Annotated in this window: 23 protein-coding genes; 7 read left to right on the forward strand and 16 right to left on the reverse strand. The window is 41.6% G+C overall.

What is annotated here, in order from left to right:
* Window positions 1–105: 105 nt before the first annotated feature.
* From M595_RS16830 to nagA, 8 genes are all read right to left on the reverse strand, one after another.
* Window positions 106–579: a KGK domain-containing protein gene (locus tag M595_RS16830; RefSeq protein WP_040484246.1), complete on the reverse strand. Its 474-nt coding sequence runs from the start codon at window positions 577–579 to the stop codon at window positions 106–108.
* Between the two features lie 36 nt (window positions 580–615).
* Complete coding sequence (locus M595_RS16835) at window positions 616–1,041, reverse strand: KGK domain-containing protein (RefSeq protein ID WP_023067572.1); 426 nt, start codon at window positions 1,039–1,041, stop codon at window positions 616–618.
* 253 nt (window positions 1,042–1,294) lie between these two features.
* The gene (locus tag M595_RS16840) at window positions 1,295–1,606 is read right to left on the reverse strand and encodes a hypothetical protein (RefSeq protein WP_023067569.1); all 312 of its coding nucleotides are present in this window, start codon (window positions 1,604–1,606) and stop codon (window positions 1,295–1,297) included.
* 94 nt (window positions 1,607–1,700) lie between these two features.
* Window positions 1,701–2,843 carry a retropepsin-like aspartic protease gene (locus M595_RS16845; protein WP_023067576.1) on the reverse strand — a complete coding sequence of 381 codons (1,143 nt, stop codon included), beginning with the start codon at window positions 2,841–2,843 and terminating at the stop codon, window positions 1,701–1,703.
* Window positions 2,844–2,899: 56 nt separating this feature from the next.
* Window positions 2,900–3,778, reverse strand: a complete 879-nt coding sequence (locus tag M595_RS16850) for an alpha/beta fold hydrolase (RefSeq protein ID WP_040484247.1) — start codon at window positions 3,776–3,778, stop codon at window positions 2,900–2,902.
* A 189-nt stretch (window positions 3,779–3,967) separates the two neighbouring features.
* Window positions 3,968–4,303: a DUF1815 family protein gene (locus M595_RS16855; protein ID WP_009786791.1), complete on the reverse strand. Its 336-nt coding sequence runs from the start codon at window positions 4,301–4,303 to the stop codon at window positions 3,968–3,970.
* Between the two features lie 587 nt (window positions 4,304–4,890).
* The gene (locus tag M595_RS16860; protein WP_009786792.1) at window positions 4,891–5,103 is read right to left on the reverse strand and encodes a DUF2839 domain-containing protein; all 213 of its coding nucleotides are present in this window, start codon (window positions 5,101–5,103) and stop codon (window positions 4,891–4,893) included.
* A 54-nt stretch (window positions 5,104–5,157) separates the two neighbouring features.
* Entirely contained in the window at window positions 5,158–6,369 is a 1,212-nt protein-coding gene (gene nagA, locus M595_RS16865; protein WP_023067551.1) for an N-acetylglucosamine-6-phosphate deacetylase, read from the reverse strand.
* Between the two features lie 20 nt (window positions 6,370–6,389).
* Between nagA and purE the strand changes: the two genes are divergently transcribed.
* The 3 genes from purE to M595_RS16880 all read left to right on the forward strand — a co-directional run bounded on the left by purE (window position 6,390) and on the right by M595_RS16880 (window position 9,905).
* Complete coding sequence (gene purE, locus M595_RS16870) at window positions 6,390–6,953, forward strand: 5-(carboxyamino)imidazole ribonucleotide mutase (protein WP_275044467.1); 564 nt, start codon at window positions 6,390–6,392, stop codon at window positions 6,951–6,953.
* A 376-nt stretch (window positions 6,954–7,329) separates the two neighbouring features.
* Window positions 7,330–8,850: an ammonium transporter gene (locus M595_RS16875; RefSeq protein WP_040484248.1), complete on the forward strand. Its 1,521-nt coding sequence runs from the start codon at window positions 7,330–7,332 to the stop codon at window positions 8,848–8,850.
* A 212-nt stretch (window positions 8,851–9,062) separates the two neighbouring features.
* Window positions 9,063–9,905, forward strand: coding sequence for an SGNH/GDSL hydrolase family protein (locus M595_RS16880; protein WP_023067564.1), 843 nt, complete (start codon window positions 9,063–9,065; stop codon window positions 9,903–9,905).
* Window positions 9,906–9,923: 18 nt separating this feature from the next.
* Here M595_RS16880 and M595_RS16885 read toward each other — a convergent pair whose 3' ends face one another.
* The 5 genes from M595_RS16885 to M595_RS16905 form a co-directional block, all read right to left on the reverse strand.
* Window positions 9,924–10,991, reverse strand: a complete 1,068-nt coding sequence (locus M595_RS16885) for an LOG family protein (RefSeq protein WP_023067536.1) — start codon at window positions 10,989–10,991, stop codon at window positions 9,924–9,926.
* A 121-nt stretch (window positions 10,992–11,112) separates the two neighbouring features.
* Window positions 11,113–11,436 (reverse strand): thioredoxin, encoded by a 324-nt coding sequence (gene trxA / locus M595_RS16890; RefSeq protein ID WP_040484249.1) that lies wholly within the window; start codon window positions 11,434–11,436, stop codon window positions 11,113–11,115.
* Between the two features lie 888 nt (window positions 11,437–12,324).
* Window positions 12,325–13,491: a GuaB3 family IMP dehydrogenase-related protein gene (locus tag M595_RS16895; protein ID WP_023067542.1), complete on the reverse strand. Its 1,167-nt coding sequence runs from the start codon at window positions 13,489–13,491 to the stop codon at window positions 12,325–12,327.
* Window positions 13,492–13,783: 292 nt separating this feature from the next.
* Window positions 13,784–15,178, reverse strand: coding sequence for an AtzE family amidohydrolase (locus M595_RS16900; protein ID WP_023067532.1), 1,395 nt, complete (start codon window positions 15,176–15,178; stop codon window positions 13,784–13,786).
* A 25-nt stretch (window positions 15,179–15,203) separates the two neighbouring features.
* The gene (locus M595_RS16905) at window positions 15,204–15,413 is read right to left on the reverse strand and encodes a DUF4089 domain-containing protein (RefSeq protein WP_023067575.1); all 210 of its coding nucleotides are present in this window, start codon (window positions 15,411–15,413) and stop codon (window positions 15,204–15,206) included.
* Between the two features lie 458 nt (window positions 15,414–15,871).
* Between M595_RS16905 and M595_RS16910 the strand changes: the two genes are divergently transcribed.
* On the forward strand, window positions 15,872–16,753 hold the full coding sequence (locus tag M595_RS16910) for an ATP-binding protein (RefSeq protein WP_023067541.1): 882 nt from the start codon (window positions 15,872–15,874) through the stop codon (window positions 16,751–16,753).
* Between the two features lie 52 nt (window positions 16,754–16,805).
* On the opposite strand, the gene M595_RS16915 is transcribed toward M595_RS16910, so the two are convergent.
* Entirely contained in the window at window positions 16,806–17,315 is a 510-nt protein-coding gene (locus M595_RS16915; protein ID WP_023067566.1) for a KGK domain-containing protein, read from the reverse strand.
* A 68-nt stretch (window positions 17,316–17,383) separates the two neighbouring features.
* On the opposite strand from M595_RS16915, the gene M595_RS16920 reads away from it, so the two are divergent.
* Both M595_RS16920 and M595_RS16925 read left to right on the forward strand, forming a co-directional pair.
* The gene (locus M595_RS16920; protein WP_023067571.1) at window positions 17,384–19,210 is read left to right on the forward strand and encodes an N-acetylmuramoyl-L-alanine amidase family protein; all 1,827 of its coding nucleotides are present in this window, start codon (window positions 17,384–17,386) and stop codon (window positions 19,208–19,210) included.
* A 30-nt stretch (window positions 19,211–19,240) separates the two neighbouring features.
* Window positions 19,241–20,143, forward strand: a complete 903-nt coding sequence (locus M595_RS16925; RefSeq protein ID WP_023067578.1) for a restriction endonuclease — start codon at window positions 19,241–19,243, stop codon at window positions 20,141–20,143.
* 40 nt (window positions 20,144–20,183) lie between these two features.
* On the opposite strand, the gene M595_RS16930 is transcribed toward M595_RS16925, so the two are convergent.
* Both M595_RS16930 and M595_RS16935 read right to left on the reverse strand, forming a co-directional pair.
* Window positions 20,184–21,260, reverse strand: a complete 1,077-nt coding sequence (locus M595_RS16930; RefSeq protein WP_023067567.1) for a glycosyltransferase family 4 protein — start codon at window positions 21,258–21,260, stop codon at window positions 20,184–20,186.
* Between the two features lie 33 nt (window positions 21,261–21,293).
* Window positions 21,294–22,322 carry a HEAT repeat domain-containing protein gene (locus M595_RS16935; RefSeq protein ID WP_023067543.1) on the reverse strand — a complete coding sequence of 343 codons (1,029 nt, stop codon included), beginning with the start codon at window positions 22,320–22,322 and terminating at the stop codon, window positions 21,294–21,296.
* A gap of 114 nt (window positions 22,323–22,436) precedes the next feature.
* Between M595_RS16935 and M595_RS32400 the strand changes: the two genes are divergently transcribed.
* Complete coding sequence (locus M595_RS32400) at window positions 22,437–24,035, forward strand: NERD domain-containing protein (RefSeq protein ID WP_023067557.1); 1,599 nt, start codon at window positions 22,437–22,439, stop codon at window positions 24,033–24,035.
* Window positions 24,036–24,038 lie beyond the last annotated feature (3 nt).

Raw genomic sequence — 24,038 nt, forward strand, 5'->3', positions numbered from 1 at the left:
TATACAGACATCTATTTTTATTGTAAATTCCCCCTGGGGGCGCAACCAAGGGGCGCAAGCCTTGCACCCCTACACAACCCTAATAATTGTTCTTGATTATTCTTATTATAAATCAGATTCAAGTTGTCGGAGTTTATCAAGAGGTGATTGGTATTCGTTGGGTTCGTCGGGAGAGAATTCTAAATCAATTTTGATGATTATTCCAGCTAGTTCTAATTGTCTTGCTGAAATAACGGGAGCAGTAAAATCAGGATTTTGATAACGAAAATCAACATCTGTTTTAATTCTTAATTTTCCTTTCTTCCATCCTGAATATCCAACTCCTAATAATTGACATTCTAATTCTTCTGTGGAAGATTCCCATTGACTTTCAAATAGTTCAAAAGGAACCTTGTTATTAACTAAAATTCCACTTCTCACTATACCAATAACTCGAGCATTATCGCAGACATTAGCTCTAATTTTTTCTAAAATCAATTCTGCAAATAATCCGACTGTATATGTTATATCATATGTAAATAATAAAACATCTTCATCACAATTTAGAGATTGAAACCCATTATTAAAATTGCTTTTCATAACCCATTATTTATCCTAATCTATTTGTAAGTCTAATTAAAGTTGTCGAAGCTTGTCAATCGGATCTTGGTATTCATTCTGTTCCTTTAAACAAAATTCTAAATTGATTTGAATAATGACTTTCTGGTGATTACAAAGATCAATATCTGTTTTAATTCTTAATTTACCCTTTTGCCAAGCGGAATATCCAAATCCTAATAATTGACATTCTACATCTTGAGTACAAAACTTCCAATGACTTTCAGACGATTGAAAATGAATGTTTCCGCCCGATAATGCGCCAGTCATTTCCCGTAAAAGAAAAAGGTGCTTAGAACTGTTATAATTAGAATATATGTTGTTTTGAATATTTCTTAAAACTATGTCTTTAAATTTTCTGACTACAAATGTATCCTTTCCCAACATTAAAACATCCTCATCACAGTTGAGAGGCTGAAACCCATCATTGAAAATACTTTCCATAACTCATTATCCTCAATAACATTTTCTGTGAAAATGAAAACAAAAGTCCAAGCGTCTCACTTTTTGGATGATGCTTTCAGTTAAAGAATGTTCTATCAGTTATGAATAAGATTATCATATTAAGGGTTGGATAACTACACAACAATGAGTTCATAGTTAGACTTCAACGCCAAAAACAACGACTAAAGCCCAACTACAAACTCATAAGTTTGCAAGACATCAATTTTGAATAGTTATTGATGAGATTACAACATTAACGCTTTGACACATCCAACTCATCCGCACTTAACAACAAATTTCGGGCGATGTGTTCCCATTCTTGCTTTAAACTCCCTGAAAATTCCAGTTGTTGGCTGCGTTTATACCAATATCGCGCATTGGGAATATCCCCTTCCTTGCGATGGAGATAAGCATGAACCCACGCACTCTCAGAATCGCTTTCATCTTGTACTAAAATATGCGCCTGATTCCAATCTCCCTGTAAGTCATACCACAGCGCTTTTAACGGAATAGATAGAGAAGACGGACATTGATTGAGTTGAGAAAATGCAATAACGTTAATCATAATGTCTAAAATCCTACTAACTGGATACGATACATAAATTTACATCTTTTGCAAGTGTAGTTTTTTGAGAAGCTTTTCGTCGTCAGTCAAAAGTTCAGTGTTGGGAGTTTTGATAAATTGGTAACAATATCAAACTTCCCTCAAAATTGTTAGCGTTCCCACTTTTAGACTCATCTGTTAAATTAAACCGCCAATATTGTTCGTAGTGATTGAGAAAATTCTGACCTAATATTCCATCAACTTCTAACAAATCTAATACCGAAGGAGAAGATAAAATTACTGCTTCTAGATTAGTTTGTTGGCTGTCTCCCATTTTGACTTGTTTTAACGTCGAACGTTCAGCCATTTCTAACCCACAAAACCCAATGACTTGAATCTCTTGACGAGAGGCTTGATCGAGTTGTAAACTTAAGCTCAGGGAAGGAGAAATAAAAATCGTATCTGCTCCCGTATCCAACATAAATGTAAACGGCCCTAGACCATTGATTTTGATTTCTGCTAACATTACTCCTAAGCGACTTTTTAAGGGAATAGCTTGTTGAGTTTGGATAGAATTGAGTTGAGAAGGCGTTAGAAGTTTTAATTGTTGGGTTTTGGGGTTTAAGTTTAGGTCAAAATGTCGTAAAAAATCCATCCCCAACACTCCCGAAAGTTCACCGGGAATCAGGGTATTTGTAAATTCTAAACCTCTCAATTCTTCAACCCGCACTCCATCCATCGTCAGAGTTGGAAGTTGATGTACTGTCGCACTCATTTCAGGACAATCATCACCCGCGACGGCTGAGGTTAACTGTTCATTGGCAACTTTTTCTCCTTCCAACCCTAACCGTTCAACCATTGGTGTTGATAGCATGGTTGTAGAAGCCCCAGTGTCTAACAGAAACTCACCGGATTGATTTCCAAGGGTAAGTTCAACAGTAAAAACCTGACTTCCTTCTAGCTGCTGTTTCAAGGGAATTGTAGCTTGTCCTTGAGTGCGAGGGGGAGGAAAGTCGAGTCCTTTGAGTTGAACAATTGCGTTTAATTGTTGTAAAACTGAATCGTCAGTGGTAAGATAACTAAAGTGATATCTTCCTAATGGTAAGGGATAAATTATTTCCGGAAGTGAAACCAAAAATTGAGTCGATTTTTGAGGTTGCTCAGAATCAAAAACTGAAGCATTGAGGTTGGCACTAACGGGTAATGTTGCGATAGAGACGAATATCGGGAGTAAAAACCGTTGTAGATTCTGTCTCACACTTGTCGCCTCTGATCACCAAAAAATATCTCAATCAAAAAAATGAAATAATTGAATTAATCTCGCAAAAAGCTGATCAGTTCGCGGTTAACGGTTTGGGGAACTTCTTGTTGAATCCAATGACCACAATCTGCAACTAATTGTAATTTAAACGGTGCTGCAATTAAGCGATCTAAACCCTCTAAAAGTTTATGACTAAAAAACTCATCTTCCTTACCCCATAATACCAGAGTGGGAGATTCAACCTTTTGAGGCGATCGCATTGTACTCGAAAGCCAGTTCGGTGGCCATAATAGTTGACGATAGTAGTTCAATGCTGACGCAATCACGCCTGGTTTTTCTAATGCAGCTTGATAAATTTTAGTTTCTTCTGCGCTAAAAGCCCCTTTACGAATCGCCTGTCCACGCAGTAAGTCAATCACAAAGTTATTCAAATTTTGTTGAATTAACCATTCGGGTAAATTGGGAACTTGAAACGCCAAAACAAACCAACTCCGACGCAGTTGATCTATATTACTCATCAACTCTTGGACAAAGCGATGAGGAGGAGGAGCGTTTAAAACCGCCAGACGGTTAACATATTGGGGAAATTTTTGGGCCATGTGCCATGCGATTGTTCCTCCCCAATCATGTCCAACAATATGAGCTTTTGTATAACCCAAACGCTCAATTAAGCCCTGAATATCAGCACTCAGCGTATCCAAATCATAACCTGTTGCTGGCTTATCAGAATCGTTGTAGCCGCGTAAATCAGGAACAACGACTTTATAATGACGAGCTAAAGCCGGAATTTGATAACGCCAAGAATACCAAAATTCCGGAAAGCCATGTAGGAGGACAACCAGTTCGCCTTCACCTTGAGTGACCGAATGTAAACGAATGTTGTTTGTCTCAACAAACAAGTGCTGCCACTCAGACTCCAATGTTATTGCCATATACCGCCTTTTTCGATACTTAGCACTGCCCGAAGCTTTTGCCTACTTTGTCAGATAGACATCACAATCTCAAGCAGTGTCCTTTATTCAAGGTTAACATCTGGAGAAGTGTAACACCAACAACAAAATCAGATAGAGTTGTATGAGTAAGTCATTATCGAATCGACTCTATTACCATTGGCTAAATCATTAAGCCAGCTTCGGTAAAACCATAGACGGTTCGACTTTGTACTTGACTAAATTCGCTAATTCTTGCAATTGACTAATGGCTTCGGCTCCTTCTAACTTCATCAATTCACGATCATCTCGCATTTCAGTCCAAGTGATGCCATAGTCCGAAACCAGGAAACGAATCAGATGATTATCTCCCAAACTGACCATGAAGGAAGCACTATTCATTTGGCCACCACAGGTATAGCAAGAGGCTAGATAGCCTTGACGCTCTAGCACTATCGCTAAAGCCTGAAGATTCATTACGAGATCCTGTACGAATTTACGGTGTTGTTCCGCTAGTCTAAGAAACATAATCTGCCCTCCTATCACCACACTTAAGATTTATTAAAAAATGTAACACAATCTTAAGAAATTGGTGTCTCAATGTTGGCACAGTATAACTCTAATTTCCTAAAAAGATCATCATCATTCTGAACTCTTTTTCCGGATATCTGAGAAATCATTCAACTCGTCACCTCGGACAATAGAAGCCTGAAAAACTTTACGCTTAAGACTTTCACTGCCCTGATAACAGGGGTTTAACAGTCTTTATCACCCATTTTTGAAGGAAGATTAGAATAACTGATAGTATAAGTATAAGTTATAGATTATACATTTTTTAGAACTCTTAAAAAGATTTTGATATCAACTGGGCTTTTGGGTTTTAATTAACTTATCTTTTCTTCAAGAAAAACTGATGTTAATTTCTAATGAAGTTGTGTGAAGTTGATTGTCCACTTGAAGTTTTAACAGTGATCCGTCAACCGTGAGTCTTAGGGGCGTATGTAACACCCCCTTACCCATAATTTTCAGAAAACCGTGATTCTCTCAGCAGACAGCTCTAACTCGATTCTTTACCCTATTAGACTCTCAAGTCGCTATTCCGGTTCAAAAATCAGTTAATCAACTTCCCACCATCCAAAAGCCGGGCCAACAAATCGAATCGTCAGCCAGGACAAAATCAAAAGCCCAATTCCAGCCCAAGCCCCTCGGGTTGTCCATTGAACAAACTGTTCGCTTTGAGTTTTGGTAACTGGGAGCCAAGGCAAGATCTTTTCTTCCTTACCATAGCGATCTCCCATAGCTTCCTTGCGACGCTTGGCATCTCCCATAATTTTTGTCTGTGAGCATCTCACAATTGATATCTGCTATTTTTTTATTATCCCTCAAAGGGTACTTTTTGAGAGATTGGGAAACAGGCGTTCCCAACTGAGGGTCAATTCTGGGTGTTCAGTCCATCGAATCAACTCAGTTGCCGGAGAATTGATCATCCCCGAGATGGCGCGAGCTTCTCTAGGGGCATGAGTCGCTAGAGCGATCGCTTCAGAAACCGAACAAACGCCCCACTTGACCAAATTCTGTACCCCGACTAACAGAGGATGAGTGGTTCCAGCGAGAGTTCCGTCCAATAAACGAGCCGTTCCTTGTCTGACTTCAATTTGCCGTTGATCCCAGGGATAAACGCCATCGGCTAAACCCAAAGGGGATAAAGCATCACTGACGAGAAAAACATCCGCAATCTTTCCTGATGTTTCGAGTTTTCCCCGAGCGCTTTGAAGCAACACCTGAATCATCGGGGGAGACACGTGTTGGCCATCGGCAATTAACCCACAGTGAACGTTTGGATGTACCAAGGCTGCCCCTAAAAGTCCCGGTTGGCGATGATGTAGACTCGGCATCGCATTAAACGCATGAGTCACCATTGTTGCCCCTTGGGAAAAGGCTAAATTGGCTTGCTCAACGGTTGCCTGAGAATGTCCTAAACTGACGGTAATTCCTAAGTTGCGTAAAAACGGAATGACTTTGCCTGTGGGATCTAATTCGGGGGCGAGGGTAATGATTTTAACAATATCGGCATAATCGCCCAAAACTCGTTTGACGTTATCCAAGGTGAGGGGAAGTAAACAGTCTTGAGGATGAGCGCCGCGTTTTTCGGCGTTGAGAAATGGCCCTTCGAGATGAACCCCGAGAATTTGGGCAGTGTTGGCGGAAGCGGGAGTTTGCATAAATTCGGCAAAAGTCGCTAGCGATCGCTGAAATTGTTCGAGAGTTGTGGTGACAATGGTGGGTAAAAATCCATCAACCCCTTGATTCCACAAATATTGACAAATTTCGTGCAGCTTGAGGTAATCTTGGGGAGTTACTTCTGGAAAGGCTAAACCCAAAGCCCCGTTAATTTGCAGATCAATTCCACCGAGAGAAACCCAATCTCCCTCCAAGTCCAAACAGGGGAAATCGTCTGAATTTTGGGTATTGTGGGCTTGAATCGCTGCAATTTTACCTTGACGAATTAAAATTTGCTGTAGATTGTCGTCTCCTGGCAAACGGGCATTGATAATATCTATCGAAGCGGCGGTCTGTGTCGCGGTTTGAGTCATAGTAGGTTACAAGTTCAGCTTTGAATTCATTATCAAACACAGCACATCAAGAGTCTTCCCAAGTAGGGATTATTATGGGGAGCGATTCGGATTTACCCAGTATGGCGGCAGCGATCGCCATTTGCGAAGAGTTTGGGGTAGCGCATGAAGTGGCGATTATTTCGGCTCATCGCACCCCTGAACGGATGGTAGACTACGCCCAAAACGCTCATCTGCGAGGGTTAAAGGTGATTATTGCCGGGGCAGGGGGGGCGGCTCATCTGCCGGGGATGGTGGCTTCTCTGACTCCGTTACCTGTGATTGGGGTGCCGGTGTCTAGCCGCCATTTGCAAGGGGTGGATTCTCTGTATTCGATTGTCCAAATGCCTCGAGGAATTCCGGTGGCGACTGTCGCGATCGGCAATGCTCAAAATGCGGGTTTATTGGCGGTGCAAATTTTAGCTTCTCATCAGCCAGAACTGTTGCAGCAGGTTTTAAACTATCGCCAGACGCTGAAACAATCGGTTCTTGATAAACAACAGCGCTTGGAACAATTGGGCTATTCTCAGTATTTGCAAGAACAACAAGAGCAACATTCAGGATAAAGTCGATTCCTCTGGCTAAATTTCTGTAGTTTGCGATACAAACTTTCGGTCGTTCTACCGCTTTAATCGAGCCAGAGATTGTCTAGACAGCGATACAGACCAAAGTGTAGTCTGTCATACAGAAAATTACTCGAATCTGTACGCCAGATCATCAACTCTGAGTGCAGAGAAAATCTCTCGGTTAGATCTCTTGCCAAAGTTTCCCTCTGTTTGTTCGGGCTGAGTGATGATGAAAAATCCTATAGATGCTCAATTCCCACGGTTCTAAACCCTAGAGAGAATTCGTGACTTTTGAGGTTGCACTCGAAAAAGTTTAATGTTTTGTGAGCGTGTTTGTTGTATACGCCCTTGATATGGAGTCGTAATGTTTAAAGCAATGTTTTCTAGAAAAAAATCAACACGCCTTAATCAGCGCTCATCTTCTCGGGAAAGTTCTATATCGAGTCGGTTAGCAAGCCGGTTTTCTCGACTTCATAAACCCAGATGGTTATCTCTAAGCTGGATTGCTTGTATTCCGATATCAGCTCTGATTGTCGGACTGTGGAGTTTTGCCGCAGTTGCTCAAGAAGATGCCCAACCCCTAACCGCAGAAGATGTTCAGGGCGCTTTAAACACAATTTGGATTGTCGTTGCTTCTGTTCTAGTTATTTTTATGAATGCGGGGTTCGGAATGCTCGAAACGGGCTTCTGTCGCCATAAAAATGCGGTGAATATTTTGGCAAAAAACCTAATTGTATTTGCGATCGCCACTCTGGTTTTTTGGGCTTTTGGATTTTCGGTGATGTTTGGGGGCGATAATTCTTTTATTGGCGGAGGGGGTTATTTCCTATCCGGAGAATCGGCAAACTATGGACTTGATCCTTTTCCGGCGGGTTTACCCGTTAGTGTGTTTTTCTTGTTTCAGGTGGCTTTCGCCGCAACGGGTGCCACGATTGTATCGGGTGCTGTCGCCGAACGGATTGAATTTGTCGCCTTTTTACTGTTTAGCGTTTTGTTGGTGGGGATTTCCTATCCAATCACGGGTCACTGGGTTTGGAGTGGTAATGGTTGGTTAGGTGTTGCCGGTTTTTCAGATTTTGCAGGTTCAACTGTTGTACACTCCGTTGGGGGGTGGGCCGCTTTGACAGGAGCCTATCTGCTTGGCCCCCGTATGGGTAAGTATGCTGAAGATGGTACTCCCCGGGCGATTCCGGGTCACAATATGGGTTTTGCGACTCTGGGATGTTTAATTCTGTGGATTGGCTGGTTTGGGTTTAACCCTGGCTCTGAATTAGCGGCGAATGAAGCGGTTCCCTATATTGCGGTCACAACAAACTTAGCCGCAGCAGCAGGTGGTGTTGCAGCTACGATTACGTCCTGGGTTAAAGATGGTAAGCCCGACTTATCGATGATTATTAACGGGATTCTGGCGGGTTTAGTCGGTATTACGGCAGGTTGTAATGGTGTTAGCTATTCGGGTGCTGTAATTATCGGTTTGCTGGCAGGGATCTTGGTTGTCTATTCTGTTGGCTTCTTTGACAAGTTCAAGATTGATGACCCTGTGGGTGCAACTTCGGTTCACTTAGTTTGTGGGATTTGGGGAACTTTAGCGGTAGGGTTGTTTAATACCGAAACTGGCTTATTCTATGACGGTGGATTTGATCAACTCGCCGCCCAAATTGTAGGGGTTGTGACGATTGGTGCGTTTACCGTGCTTCTGAGTACCATTTTCTGGCTCGCACTCAAAGCAACAGTTGGAATTCGGGTTCATCCTGAACAGGAATATGAAGGCCTCGATATTGCTGAACATGGTATGGAAGCTTACAATGGGTTCCTCAAGGAAGTAGGCCCTGCAAGTATTGGTGGAAGTGAAACGGGAATTCCCAGTAGTGGGGGCAGTATTCTGAGCGATTATTAACGCTCTCCACATTGTTTAACTGCTAGAATTGTCCTTCGTCCTTGATTCCCTCGATTTTTGGAAAAAGGACGATTTTTTTGTCAGCAGAACAGTTTACCGTTTTCTCTCGTCTCTCCATCTCTCCATCTCCAAACTCTTGTTCACTGAAAAGGCGGACAGAATGCTAAATTTACAAAGGAGATGGATAATTTTCTCAGTTGCATCTCGATTCTGTGTCTATTCGCTTGAAAACGATTCCAACTTGGGTTTTGTTGTCTCTGATTAGCAACGGAGTGCTTCTGTTTGCTGTTGTATTGCTTTTGATGCGAGGTGAAACCTTGCCGGAGAATTCTCAAGCCAATGCTTCGGTGATGAGTAATACAGTGGAAACTGACTCCCTTGCAGATCTCGACTCCCGCCAAACTGCTTCTCCCAGAATAGGGCCACGTCATCAGTGGACTTATCAAGAGTGGGTTGCCCAGTTAGAGCGAGAAGCCGAGGCTGTGGCGATGGACCCCCCAAAACACTTAACGGTTCTAGCCGGAGATTCCTTGAGTCTTTGGTTTCCTCCAGATTTACTGCCAACGGGACGAACTTGGCTCAATCAAGGGATTTCAGGTGAAACATCTACGGGTTTACTGAAGCGACTTAAAGCTTTGGATATGACTCAACCCGAGACTGTTTTTATTATGATTGGCATTAATGACTTGATTCGGGGCATTGATGATCAAACGCTATTAAACAACTATCGGGAGATTGTACGGGATTTACGTTGGGTTCATCCCAATACTCAGATTGTTGTGCAGTCTATCTTGCCTCACAGTGCAGAAAAGGCAACCTGGGAAGGTCGCGCGCGCTTGTTAGCCATTCCGAATTCTCGGATTCGTCAACTGAACCGAGAACTAGAAGCAATCGCTCTAGCCGAAGGTGCGGTTTATCTGAATTTACATCCTTTATTTACCGATGATCAGGGAAAACTCCAACCTGAACTCAGTACCGATGGTCTTCATCTCAACGATAGAGGATATTTAGTGTGGAAATCAGGAATACAATTGTTTAGTTTGTTGAAATTGTAGGGTAAATTGTAGGGTCAGCTATTTTTGTTCCGGGTGAGAGGTTTCCGGTGTGGTAGCCCCTAAAATATTGATTGTAGAAATGAGTTGATACAATCGACCGATATCGAGTTGATTAAAATGCAGAACTAAACGGGGTAAATGTTCGCTTTCATCTCCGGCTTCTGCGGGCCGGGCGAGAGATTTCTCGATTTTGCCTTGAACGAGGATATCATGAAACTCGTCATTGAGTTTTTCGACATTCTCATCGGAAAGTTCTGATTTGAGGCGAATCACCAGCAACTCTTTAACGTAGCGACTAGAGTGATAAACCCGATAAAAATCCGAAATAGCTTTACAAGCGGTTTCAATATTATCGGTAATCGTGTAAATACTCGGATCATCGGCTGAAATGAGTCGCCTTCGCAATAATTGTTTTTCAATAAAAGCGTGCCAATCATGCCAATAATCACCCCCGGGATGATCAATTAAAACCAGTGGTGCGGGGCCAAATTTTCCAGTTTGAGCTAAAGTTAAGCACTCAAAGGTTTCATCAAGAGTACCAAATCCCCCTGGAAACATGGCTAAGGCATCGCTTTCTCGTAGAAAAAAGAGTTTGCGAGTAAAAAAGTATTTGAAGTTAATCAGTTTGTCATCGCCTTCGATAAAGGGATTAGAAGACTGTTCAAAGGGAAGCTGAATGTTTAAACCAAAGGAGCGATCCGCCCCCGCCCCTTCATTTCCAGCTTGCATAATCCCGCCCCCTGCTCCGGTGAGAATCATAAAGCCTTGTTGAGCGACAAAGCGAGCAAAATCTGCCGCCATTTGATATTCTTCGGCTTCGGGTGAAGTTCGCGCTGAACCAAAAATACAAATTTTGCGAACGTGGCGATAGGGATAAAAGATTTGGAATCCTCGCTCCATATCCAGTAGGGAAGCGGAGAGGATTTTCCAATCAAGGGTATCAAATTCTTCTCCGGCCATGCGAACGAGGCTAGAGAGCGATCGCGAAATCCATTTTTCATGCTTCAAGCCCGGAAGCTGCTGAATTAATGACCGCATTTCGGCTTGTAAAGAATCGACCGTTAGGTTAGTTCCAGAGGAATCCATACTTTTCCAAACAAACTTCTATAACGCGCCTCAGACCTATAATTCCAAGGCGCGACCCCTTGTCACTCTTTAAGGCTCTGGCTTGCTTGACCTGACGGCTACACGCCCAGAGCTATTAACGTTAAAGGTATTTTTCTATAGTGTTTGCCAATGTACTTTTAGGAACAGCTCCGACTACCATATCCACCCTCTGACCCTCTTTGAAAATCATTAAGGTTGGAATACTGCGAATTCCGTACTGGTTGGCAACGTTGGGATTCTCGTCGGTATTCAGTTTCACCACCTTGACTTTGCCCGCATATTGTTCGGCAATTTCCTCAACAACGGGTGCAACCATGCGGCAAGGGCCGCACCAAGGTGCCCAAAAATCTACTAAAACGGGGACGTCGCTTTCTAGAACGTCCTGCTTGAAACTAGCATCTGTAACTTGTGGGGCTGCTGACATGCCTTGCTATCCTTATACACGTCGTATTACTCTTGAGACTTTCCTTGCGCGAACACAAGGCGGAGTCGAACAGAAAGATCTACTGGTTTGAGATTAACATTCTCGCTGCACAGTTGATCATTGTTCTTTCCGAATCATCGCTTGGGGAGGATTGATCAAGGATGCACGGATTGCGGCATAAGCCTTGAGTTGATCCTTCCAAATTCACCCCTAACCTCAGCAGAAAAGCACAACAAGTGTGTTCGGTCTGATGGCTCTCCAAATCAAAATCAATCATTTTGGAGATAGAGGTTGGCGACTTCTGAGATCTTGAGTCATGTTTATTTTACTCCAGATTGGTACCATTAATATCTGTATATCAGTTACAGAAGGCTAAAAAAGAGGTAAAACTTGGATTTCAGCGAAGGATTACAAAAAATCTCTTTGGTGTCCCCTCCAGAAAATTATAGATTTCTTGACGAAAAACTTGCATCAACGAACAGGGTGTGATTATCTTGATAGCAGACTGATTCGTTTGGGGTGTGGTTTTGATCTCCTTGATCTGGCCTGAGCCGGGCATCACAGGGGAATAAGAAACCGCCCGAACAATAGTCCAGGCGGAGTGTGGTGTGAGGAGTGAACGGAAACATACGTCTCCGCTTTCTCTATTGTGACATTTTCTTCCAAATAATTCCAGTCGGTAAGCCCTAATTTTTACGACAAATTAACAAGTTTTGTCAAGGGTTCGCGGGGATGGGGGGGAGATGGGGTTCCGGGGGAGATGGGCAGGTGGGGAGATAGGGAGTAATAGCAGTACCTATTAAGTCCCGCTAGTTCATCGGCCAATCTCACCGCAGTTCTCCCCATCAACCCCGACAATTTTTTACTGACAATGAAAAGGTGCTGAGTCTATTTCCCCATCCCCAGTTGTTGGGCTTTTTGATAGACTTTTCCTTCAGTCAACAGCGACGGTGCAATCACCACTTCCACTTGCTGCATTTCCTGAATGCTCTTTGCGCCCAAGGTTCCCATACTGGTTTTTAAGGCACCTAAGAGGTTGTGAGTGCCGTCGTCTAATTGAGCAGGCCCCCGCAGGATTTGTTCTAATGTGCCTGTGGTGCCAACGCTAATCCGAGTTCCCCGAGGTAAGACTGGACTTGGCGTTGCCATTCCCCAGTGAAACCCTTGTCCGGGTGCTTCTTTGGCTCGGGCAAAGGGAGAACCAATCATTACCCCATCGGCGCCACAAGCAATACATTTACAAATATCTCCACCTGTAATTAAACCGCCATCTGCAATCACCGGAACATAACGTCCGGTTTCTTGATAATAATCTTCCCGAGCGGCTGCACAGTCGGCGACTGCGGTTGCTTGCGGTACACCTACACCTAACACTCCGCGAGAGGTACAAGCGGCTCCTGGCCCAATACCGACTAACACACCCGCCGCACCTGCTTTCATTAAATTCAGGGTGACTTCGTAGGTGACACAATTACCCAAAACGACGGGCATGGGCATTTCTTGACAAAACTGATGTAAGTCGAGAGGGGTTACAGAGTCAGCCGACAAAAATGCAGTTGAGACGACTGTTGCTTGGATGAAGAATAAATCAGCCCCCGCCTCAGCGACGACTTGACCAAACTTAATTGCTCCGGCTGGAGTCGCACTGACTGCGGCAATCCCACCTTGTGATTTAATTTGCTCTATCCGAGTTTTAATCAAATCCGGCTGAATGGGTTGAGCATAGAGTTGCTGCATCAACGGCACAAACTGGGTTTTGTCAACGGAGGCAATTTGCTTTAATATCGGTTTGGGGTCTTCATAGCGGGTTTGAACGCCCTCTAAATTCAACACTCCCATTGCTCCTAATTCACTGAGGAGAACGGCCATCTGCACATCAACGACACCATCCATTGCACTGGCAATAATGGGAATTTCTCGCTCAATCCCCCCCAGGGTCCAACGGGTATCCGCTAAACCGGGGTCAAGCGTGCGTGTTCCGGGAACTAAGGCAATTTCATCAATACCGTAGGCTCTGCGGGCTGTTTTGCCTCGGCCAATTTTAATATCATCCACTTGAACTCTTCCCACCAACTGTAGTGTACTTCCTGAACTTCAATGACTTTAGGATCTCAAGTGTTGTCAAACTGATTTAAACTGAATTTCGGGTAAAAAAGTTTTGTGTTCACGTTTGCCACGGACTTGCGATGAACTCCTCCTCAATCTCTGAATGCGATGTCTCATTGAACCCTTCGTACCCGGTGCAGTTTGATCGGTTTTAACCGCTTGAGAACTGAGTCAGCTTGAAAAAAATGTAAAAATATCCCTTTATTTTAATTGATCTTAGATTCAATTCTCTTTAATTATTTTAGGGGAACTCTCCCACTCCGATGATCCCTTGGGCTTCTAAACACTTTGCGACTCGTAAGATTAAAGCTTCGTTGTACGGTGCGGCGATAATTTGTACCCCTAAAGGCAGTTGACCCGAACGTTTGACCGGAACTGACAAAACAGGTAAACCCACAAACGAAAGCGGTTGAGTATACACCCCCAAATTCGGACGAACCAATAATTCAACGCCTTCAATGTTCATTTTTTCTTGACCGATTTTTGGCGCAACACAGGGCGTTGTCGGAGCCAATAGGATATCGACCTGCCGAAAAATTTCTCGCACCTGCTGTTGATACCAACGGCGAAATCGCTGGGCTTGATTGTACCACGTTGCGGGAATTAATGCACCGGCTAAAAACCGATCCCGAGTTGCTGGATCAAAATCTTGGGGACGTGATCGCAAATTGGCTAAATGTAAGTTACTGCCTTCGCAAGCTGTGATTAAATAAGCCGCTGCTTTGGCTCGATGGGCTTCGGGTATGGTAATCTGTTGAGTAACATTTAAAGCCGTTGCAATTTGGGCGACAACTTCTAAAACTTCGGGTTCCCAAGCTTCGGCAAAATATCCCCCTAATACAGCTATTTTAACATCCTTAATTCCTGTTTCTAGCTGGGGTAAACTGAGTTCAGGCGAACGTTTTGTACAGACCGGATCACACTCGTCTTCCCCTTGTAATATATCATAAATTGTGGCAATATCTCGCACCGATTTTCCAAACGGGCCGATATGATCTAAACTACTTGAAAATAGGGCAACTCCTGCCCTCGATAAGCGTCCATAGGTGGGTTTAAAGCCGAATACTCCACACAAAGAGGCGGGAACTCGAATTGATCCATTAGTATCTGTTCCGAGTGTAAAAGAGACTAAACCTGCGGCAACAGAAGCGGCTGAACCCCCAGAAGAACCGCCAGAAATTCGACTCAAATCATGGGGGTTTGGTGTCGCCCCATAATGAGAATTTTCGGTGACAAAACCATAAGCGTATTCATCCATATTCAACGCCCCAATAAGAATCGCACCCGCTTGTTTTAGGCGTTTTATTGCGGTAGAATCTTGGCTTGCGGGAGGGTTTTCTTGGTTTATTTTTGATCCGGCTAATGTAGTGATACCCGCGATATCAAATAAGTTTTTGACGGCAAAAGGAACACCCGTTAATGGGCCAGGATCTTGTCCTTTCGCGATCGCTTGTTCGAGGGTTTTTGCTTGGGCGATCGCTTGTTCTGATAAGATTGTTGTAAAACAGTTTAACGTGGGATTTTGTTGGTTAATTTTGTCGAGAGTTCGGGTACAAACTTCTTGGGCGGAGAGTTCACCGGAACGAATAGCTAGGGATATTTTTACAGCATCGGCTTGTTTGAGATTAAAAGACATTTTTCGGAGTTACACTCAAGAATAATTATTGGAATTTTTGGGTGGCTTCTGGCTCAAAACTGGGATCGAATACGGGGGCTATTTCTATTTTATCATCTAAGGGGAATTCGGTGATCAGTTTAGCGAGTTCGGCAATTTTTTCTAAATTATAAATTACACCTTCATGGTATTCTGGGTTAATGGGTAAATCGATTAAATTAGCGGTTTGATGGACGTACTCTGAAATATTGTTCATAATTTTTGAATGGGGTAAGGTGTTGAAATCAATAGCCAGTTTTTAGACAGATTTTGTTTAACAAGTCAATCCTTCTCAAGTCTTAATGATCTCATTAATTTAACCGTTTGACAAAGAAAAGGTGCGATAGACATTCACCGCATAAATTTACAAACTGTCTACTTTGGTTAACAATTTGATACATTTTATCAGAAAGATAAGTTTTCCTGAACAATTTTATAACAAATGGCTATAAATCGATGGTAGGCTACATCTGTCGATATTTAACCCGTTTTTCAATAGAAAACTTTCTCAACTGAATAGGATATCCCAACACCTCAGTCTAAAAATAGATGAGACTGTGTGTAAATGTATGTATACTAGAGTCATTAGGAAAGATTTTTTGATGGGGTGAAAACTCCAAGTTTTCAGAAAATAACCAAAACTTCAACGATTATTCAACAACTTTTTAACGATAAATGACAACTGAATTAAAACAAAAACACTCCGCTTTTCAACCGTTAAGCTTAGGGGTTGGCTTTGGTTCATCGGTTCCTCAAGGTTGGTTATCTTTACTGACACAGCCTGTATTGATTATTGTTGGTTTAACGGGGGTGGGAAAAAGTACCGTTATTTCTAATTTAATGGAGGAACGTTTAGACTTATCATTGCTTCCAAATCGGCGCATATTAACGGATGAAATTATTATTCCTCAAATGGCAGAAAATGAACAGAACTTATCTTATTTTTGTCGAGTTCAACGGTTTAATTATACTCGTCAATATCGCCAATTTTTTTCGGGTGGAATGGCTCATGTTTTGAGTCAAATTTGGATTAATCCTCAACAGCTTCAGACTCAATTAATATTTGATGGTTTACGCGGAAAAGATGAGGTAAATTATGCACTTAAAGCGTTTACCGAGGCGAATTTTATTGTTTTAGATGCTCCGAATAAAGTTCGTCTACAGCGGATTTTAAAGCGAAATGACGCTTTTGATTCTGTAAATACCATCAATTCCAACAGTCAAAATCAAAGTGTAGATTTAGACAAGTTAACCAGTTTTGCAGCGTTGGGAATCTCAGAAGCAAGTTCTGTATTTAACTCAGCAGAAGAACAGGAAATATTAGGTTGGGTTCGTCAGGGAAGTGTGACGTTGAAAGAGTTAGAACAAAAGCTAAAAATTGTTGTTCTTGAACAACAAAATTATGATGCTGTATCGACTCGGTTAACGTTAGAAAAAATGGCTCGTGAACGAACTTTGGTGATTGATACAACGGTTTATAATCCTCAACAAGCGGCTTCTCAAATCCTCTCTTATTTAAAGGTTCGTCAACCGATGGAATGTTTATCTGTGAGTTAGGTTAGTTACACCCGAACAACCCGATTTCTATGAGTTACCGGGTTGTTGTTCCTCACACTTCGTTGAGTTGATTTAATTTTGATTTTAAGTCCTCTAATCTTTCTTCGTTTGTAGATTCTTCTGTAAGATTAGTTTGATCAGGAGAGAATTCTAATTCAAGATTGATATCAGCCGAATGTAAACCCTTAATTTTTAAATCACTAACAACTCTAATTTTTCCTTTTATCCATTTTCGCGATTCTAAGTCAAGTAATTGACAGTCTATACCCGTTGGAGGAATAACTAACCTAATATCTGAAAGGTCAAAATAAATTGACTTATCGGTTATGGATAGCTTGCAAAATTCATAAAATAAGTAACTAATAGAAGCTAGATGATTAACACCTGCTATACTTAAATTACATTTAACTCCATCTCGGTCTATTTGTTGTCCTGTTTTCTCGATTAATTCTTTAAGATTTTGACTCAATAACTCTTTCAGTCTGGCGACAGTAAATGTATCTTTTTCTAGCATGACAATATCATCATCGCAGTCTAAGCGGCGAAAATTTTCTTCACTCATGGGAAAACTTGAACTATAATTAACTTCTATCCGATACAATTATAAAGTGTGAGTGAACGGAAGCAAAAATGAAGCGAATTTTAGGACTGGCGGCGTTTGGATGTATGATAGTATCACCCGCTTGGGCGGAACAACCCCTCTATATTGCTTATCCCCCGGCTGAACACGAAACCACCTCAAACCGCATTTTTTTCATTGGAAGCGCCTCTCCCGATGCTGAAGTCACCGTTAATGGTGAAGTAATAGAACGTTCTCCGGCGGGTCATTTTGCACCGTCTTTTTCCTTAGAGATGGGAGAAAATATTTTCAAACTCCGACACCAAGACGAAGAAATAATACTCAAAATTAATCGCACTTCTAACTTACCTGAAATTCCCGAAGGGGTGGCTTTTGTAGAAGATTCTCTCCAACCCAAAGTTAATCTATCTAGACTTCCGGGAGAGTTGGTTTGTTTTAGTGCAATTGCGCCGCCTAACGGACGAGTTTCGGTTGAGTTAGGGGGGGAAACTATACGCTTATCTCGTCAAAATCAATTCTTAGATTTGCCGAGTAACTTTGCAGTTTTAACGGGAAATAATCAACCGATAGCGTTAGAAATTAGTAAATATCAAGGTTGTGTAGAAATTGGCAAAATTTTTCCGGTTTCTAACCGCAGAAATCAAGTTAATTTAGGTCAACCGCAATATAAACTCACCTTAAAAGGGGAAACTGTGACCCAAAATGCACCCGGAAATATTACGATTATCTCTCCGGCTGAATTTGAAATCGCAGAAGTTACAGTTGATGAAGGCGTGGCGCGGACTGGCCCCAGTACAACCTATTCCCGTTTAACCCCTTTACCCAAAGGAACTCGGGCAAGAATTACGGGGCGAGAAGGAGATTATTTACGCTTAGATTATGGCGGCTGGATAAAAGTAGATGAAACCCGAACTTTCAAAGGAAAATTACCGCCTCAGTCGTTTATTAGAAGTGCGAGTTCTCGTCAAATCGGAGAGTGGACAGAGGTTTATTTTCCCCTACAAATTCCAGTTCCAGTAACCGTTAAACAGGACAATCAAAGTTTAACACTAACTCTCCATAATACCACTGCCCAAACAGATACAATTCGCTTTGATGATAGTCCGTTAATTGAACGGATGGACTGGGAACCTGTTCTTTCACCGATGGGAGAACAACAGCAGGCGGTTCAATATACCTTTCACTTTAAAACTAACCAACAATGGGGATATAAACTGAGGTATGAAGGCACAACTTTAGTCTTATCATTAAAGCATCCCCCCGAAATTAAAGAAGTATCTGAGTCGAGTTTTTTTGGAGATATTTTTAGTCCGAAACCGTTGGCGGGGATGTATATTTTGATTGACCCCGGACATGGAAGCGAGAATGATTTGGGGGCAAAGGGGCCGACGGGATATCCTGAGAAAGATGTGAATTTGGTGGTTTCTTATTTGTTGCAAAATGAATTGATTAAACGGGGGGCGAGAGTGTATATGACTCGTAAATCTGAGGAAGATTTATTTCCAAAAGATCGGGTTAAAATGATTAATGAGGAAGAACCGGATTTGGCGATTTCTGTTCATTATAACGCTTTACCCGATAACGGAGATGCGATAAATACTAAGGGAATTGGTACGTTTTGGTATCATCCTCAAGCTCACAGTTTTGCGGTTTTTTTACATAATTATTTAGTAGAAACATTAGATCGTCCGTCTTACGGTGTATTTTGGAATAATCTGGCTTTGACTCGTCCGGCGGTGACTCCTTCTATATTATTAGAATTGGGATTTATGATTAATCCGGTTGAGTTTGAATGGATTGTTAACCCCCAAGAACAGAGAAAGTTAGCGGTTGCATTGGCGGATGGAATTGTAGAATGGGTGAAAACAACACAGTAAATTTGTGAAGGAGTTTGTCAAATAAAATCGATGTTTATTCCAGCACATAGTGATTTATTCGAGCCAACTCTTAACGCTTTAAAAGCTTTAGGAGGCTCGGGAAATAATCAGGAAATCTATGATAAAGTTTGTGAATTAGAAAACTTTTCCGAGGAACAGCAGAGTGTTCTTCATAAAGAAGGGCCACAAACAGAAATTAGTTATCGATTAGCCTGGGCTAAAAGTTATTTAAAAATCTATGGAGTAATAGAGAGTGTAAGGAGAGGTGTATGGTCTTTGAGTGAGAAAGGACGAAATCTAAAGTCAATTGACCCAAAAAAAGTTCAGCGTTTTGTGCAATCAAACGCCAGACAAAAACGCCAGGATAATTCCTCTAATAACTTAGATAATAGTCTAGAAGAAAAAGCTCTGATTCAAGAGGAGGAGGAAAGTTTAGATTTAATAGATAAATCCTTACAAATGTCTGTAGAATCTGATATTTGGGTGGAGAAATTACTTCAGGTTTTACAGAAACTTTCTCCTGATGCTTTTGAACGATTATGTCAGCGTCTCTTAAGAGAGTCTGGATTTGTGAAAGTTGAAGTTACAGGAAAAAAGGGGGATGGAGGAATTGATGGAATTGGAGTTTTGAAAATTGGTTTGTTGAGTTTTCAAGTTTTTTTTCAGTGTAAACGTTATTCTGGCTCTGTCGGTTCTTCAGAGATTCGAGATTTTCGAGGTGCAATGGTAGGGAGAACTGATAAAGGTTTATTTTTAACAACTGGAACTTTTACTCGTTCAGCTCAACAGGAAGCAACCCGAGATGGCGCTCCTGCGATTGATTTAATTGACGGAGAACAACTCTGTCAACTTCTTAAAGATTTGAAGTTAGGTATTGAAACTAAGACAATAGAAGTGATTGAAATTAATCAAACCTGGTTTGCTAAACTTTAAATTTAAGTGATTTATTTTGATCTATTTTAAATGATTTACATCAACTTTGTATGACCTCAAATAGCCATTTTTCAACGCGATGACCCCAAACTTCTAAAGAATATTCAGTTTCCGCCTGTTTTCTACAGCACAAACGGTCTATTTTGTCAAGCTTTTGAATCGCTTCCACCAACCCCTCGACGCTATCGGGTTCAACCAACCAACCTGTTTCGCCCTCTCGGACAATTTCTGTTGGCCCTCCCCGACGATAGGCAATCACCGGCACCCCACAAGCTAAGGCTTCAATGGCGACATTTCCAAACGCCTCAACCCACCGGGGAGTCATCAATAACGCCCGACAATCTCGCAGGTGTTTTTGTAACTCATTTGTTGATAAAAATCCCAAGTATTCTATTGGTGCGTTGGGGTAATCTTGATTGATTTTATCCCAATAGGCTTCATCCTGCATTTTTCCCATAATCTTAAGAGGAATTCCGGTGATTTTTGCCGCTGAAACTGCATCTTCTAGGGCTTTTTCCGGTGCAATTCGACCTAACCAAGCTAACTGATTTTTTGGTTTAGCACAAAATTGATACTGTTCCAGACTAATTCCACTTTGCAAAAAAATGAAATTTTTCTGACTAAAATTAAAAGTTTCCGCCTGAGTTTTTGTGTGAAAAAAAACTGCTTTCGGAAATTGCTCTACTATTTTTTTGATAATATTATCCATCGCTGTTGTTAGCGAACCCATACTAATCCAATGAGCTACTTTAATATGAAAAAATGGTGTTAAATAGAGTGGCAACCAATCATAGGAAAAATTTATAATTAAATCATAATTATTCTGCACCTGGCGGGCATAATCCCACATCTTTTCTAAAACCGAATCGGGAGGTAAAATAATCGGAGTATCTCGGTCTTGAGATTGTGCCATGATTTGGAGATTGCCCGAAATTTCCACCACATTAATTGACTCTAAAATTGAACCTTCTGGGGCGACAACGGTAACTTGATGACCTCTTTCTTGTAATATATTCGCCAAATTTAATAGCGTTAATTCCACACCACCACCTATTCCTGACCCTAATGGCCCGACAGGAGTTGAGATTAATAATAGTTTCAGTAAATTAGAACTCATGTTGTTAGAAAACCCTTTTTAATTTTTAACTTTTTATCGAGGAGGTTCATCACCTATTGTGGGTAATGGACGCATTCGACTTAACTTATCTGCCGCCCATCTAGCCGTTTCTCTCACTTCGCTATCAGGGTCATCCGCCGCCCGTTGTAATAACTGATTCATCTGACAAGCTAAGTCATAAATACGGGTTAAATCTCGAATGGCATTTTTTCTAACTTCTGCATTTTCATCTTGTAATGATAGCGTTAACGCCCGACTCATGGGTTTTAATGTGCGAGTTCCAATTTCTGAAAGGGCGGCTAAAATCAAACTTCGCTGTTTAGAATCAGAATTATAAATTAAATCTACTAAGGGTTGAATCGCCCGAGAATCGCCTTGTTGACCCAATTCCCAAATCGTTTGACTGCGTTTAGTTGGATTCGTATTTTGTAATTCTAAAATCAATTGTTCCACTCGGTCAAGTTGAGGTAAACGGGGCTTATCGGCGATTAAAAAAGTCTCACCCGAATGAACTTGGGAGGGAATAGATGCTTTTTCTGGAGGTTCTTTTTGAGGGCGAGGTATATCTACATAGCCGTTATTTTCCCGAGGTTCGTTCACAGATTTATGAGTGGGTGGGGATAAAGTTTCGGGGTCTGTATTGGCATCTTCAAGTTGAAACGGAGAAGCAGAACTCGGAGGAGTTAACGTATTTTCAGACTGAACAAGATAGGGTGAAGAATGTTCAACCGTCTCCTCGGGCGAGAGTTGGTCTTCGGCTTCCGGTTCAGGCTGATGACCAATTAATTTAACAATAATAAAAATAGCTCCTCCGGTCACAATTATTGACCCCACACCGAGTAAAATTAATCCGGTCGGAAGTTTAGTCGGAAGCTGAAATTTTTGCTTTTCAGAAGTTGAATTTTCTTGAGCCAATATTAACGAACGGGTCGATTCATCGGAGAGAACAGGAGGCTGTAGGTTAGTCAAATTTTGAGATATCGTACTTTGACTCGGATGGTCGATAAAACCCGAGAAAGTCAAGTAGGTCAGTAGGAGTAGAGGAATGTGGTAAGAAGCCATGAAATGCTATTGAAAATGTTCACAAGTCGGGTGTAACCTTGAGCTAGCTCCATCCTAACTTCTCTGACAGCCAGATTCTCGTTTTTCAACAAAGTAAACCCATTAAATTTCCGAATGACAGGAGAGCGCACCCACAAACCGACTCAAAAGTTCATCACCACTGAAGCCTTCAGACCAAGAGGTGAACTCGGTGAACAGCAAGTTTGGGAAACGATTCGCCAGACTTTTGCTCACCGTCATTGTATCGCATATTGGCGTTATCCGATTTTTTCAAAAACAGGAGCTTTTCGTAAAGAACCGGATATTTTAATTGTAGATGCTCAACTGGGATTAATTGTCATAGAAGTAAAGTCTATCACTCTTGATAAAATTGTTACTATTACAGGTCATGTTTGGGCGTTACAAAATTTTTACACAACTCGCATCACGCCCTACCAACAAGCAGAAAACCAACTCTTTGCTTTGCTGAACTATTGGAATTCTGAACCGATTCTCAAACATCAAGTTTTTGGACGGGCGATAGTTGCTTTGCCTTTTATTCTCGCTCAAGATTGGGAAAAACGAGGCTTTGACAAATTACCAAGTTCTCCTCCTATTCTCTTTCAAAATGACCTTTTAAGTCCATCTTCTCTGATTGAATTAATCACTCAAATCCCTTCTTTAGTTCCGGGAAAAACACTCACGTCACCCCAATGGGAGCTATTACAAGCCATTATCTCTGGAACCCCTTTATTTCGTCCCCCAACCCGAAAATTCTTTTTCCGAGAACATCAAAAAATGCGGGCGGAAATCTTAGCTAAAGTTAGAGAACATATTTATAAACTGGATTTAAACCAAGAACGGATTGCGAAACAAATTCCCCCAGGTTTACAACGAATTCGCGGAATAGCAGGGTCTGGAAAAACTGTATTACTCTGTCAAAAAGCTGCCCAGATGCACCTTAAATATCCGGACTGGGATATTGCCTTAGTCTTTTTTAATCGCAGTTTATATCAACCAATTATTCAACATTTAGATCAGTGGTTGCGACACTTTAGTTGTCATCAAGTCGGGTATGATGTTCACAATCAAAAATTGCGGGTGCTTCATGCTTGGGGTTCAAAACAACAACCCGGACTTTATAATACAATTTGTCAAGCCGCAGGTGTTTGGAGTTTGAGTGTTCGTCAAACTAATTCTTCTAAACCCCATGAAGCATTAGCAGAAGCTTGTTGTGATTTACTTCAAAAAACAGTTATTCCCGCCTGTTTTGATGCGATTTTAATTGATGAAGGTCAAGATTTAATCGTTAAAGATGAGTTGAAGTTTGAAGGAAAACAGCCGTTTTATTGGATGGCGTATCAAACTTTACGTCTGGTTAGTTTAGAAGCAAATCAAACCGCTAAAATCTCCCAACGTCTGTTAATTTGGGCGGCGGATGAGATGCAAAGTTTAGAACTGCAAAAAAGTCCGACAGCTAGTGAATTATTTGGGGATGAATGGGGACATCTGTTAACAGGTCAATATCCGAAGGAAATCAACAAAACAGAGATTTTTTCTCGTTCTTATCGGGTTCCTCGTCAAATTTTAAATGCGGCTTATGGGATTAGCTTGGGGTTACTCCGTCCCTCGGGATTATTAACAGCGATGACCAGAATTGAAGATTGGGAAGTGATGGGTTATCAAGTGAATATTGAACATTCGGTTTATTCTCCTATTCCGAAAGTGACCTGATCT

This window comes from Lyngbya aestuarii BL J (assembly GCF_000478195.2).
GTDB lineage: Bacteria > Cyanobacteriota > Cyanobacteriia > Cyanobacteriales > Microcoleaceae > Capilliphycus > Capilliphycus aestuarii.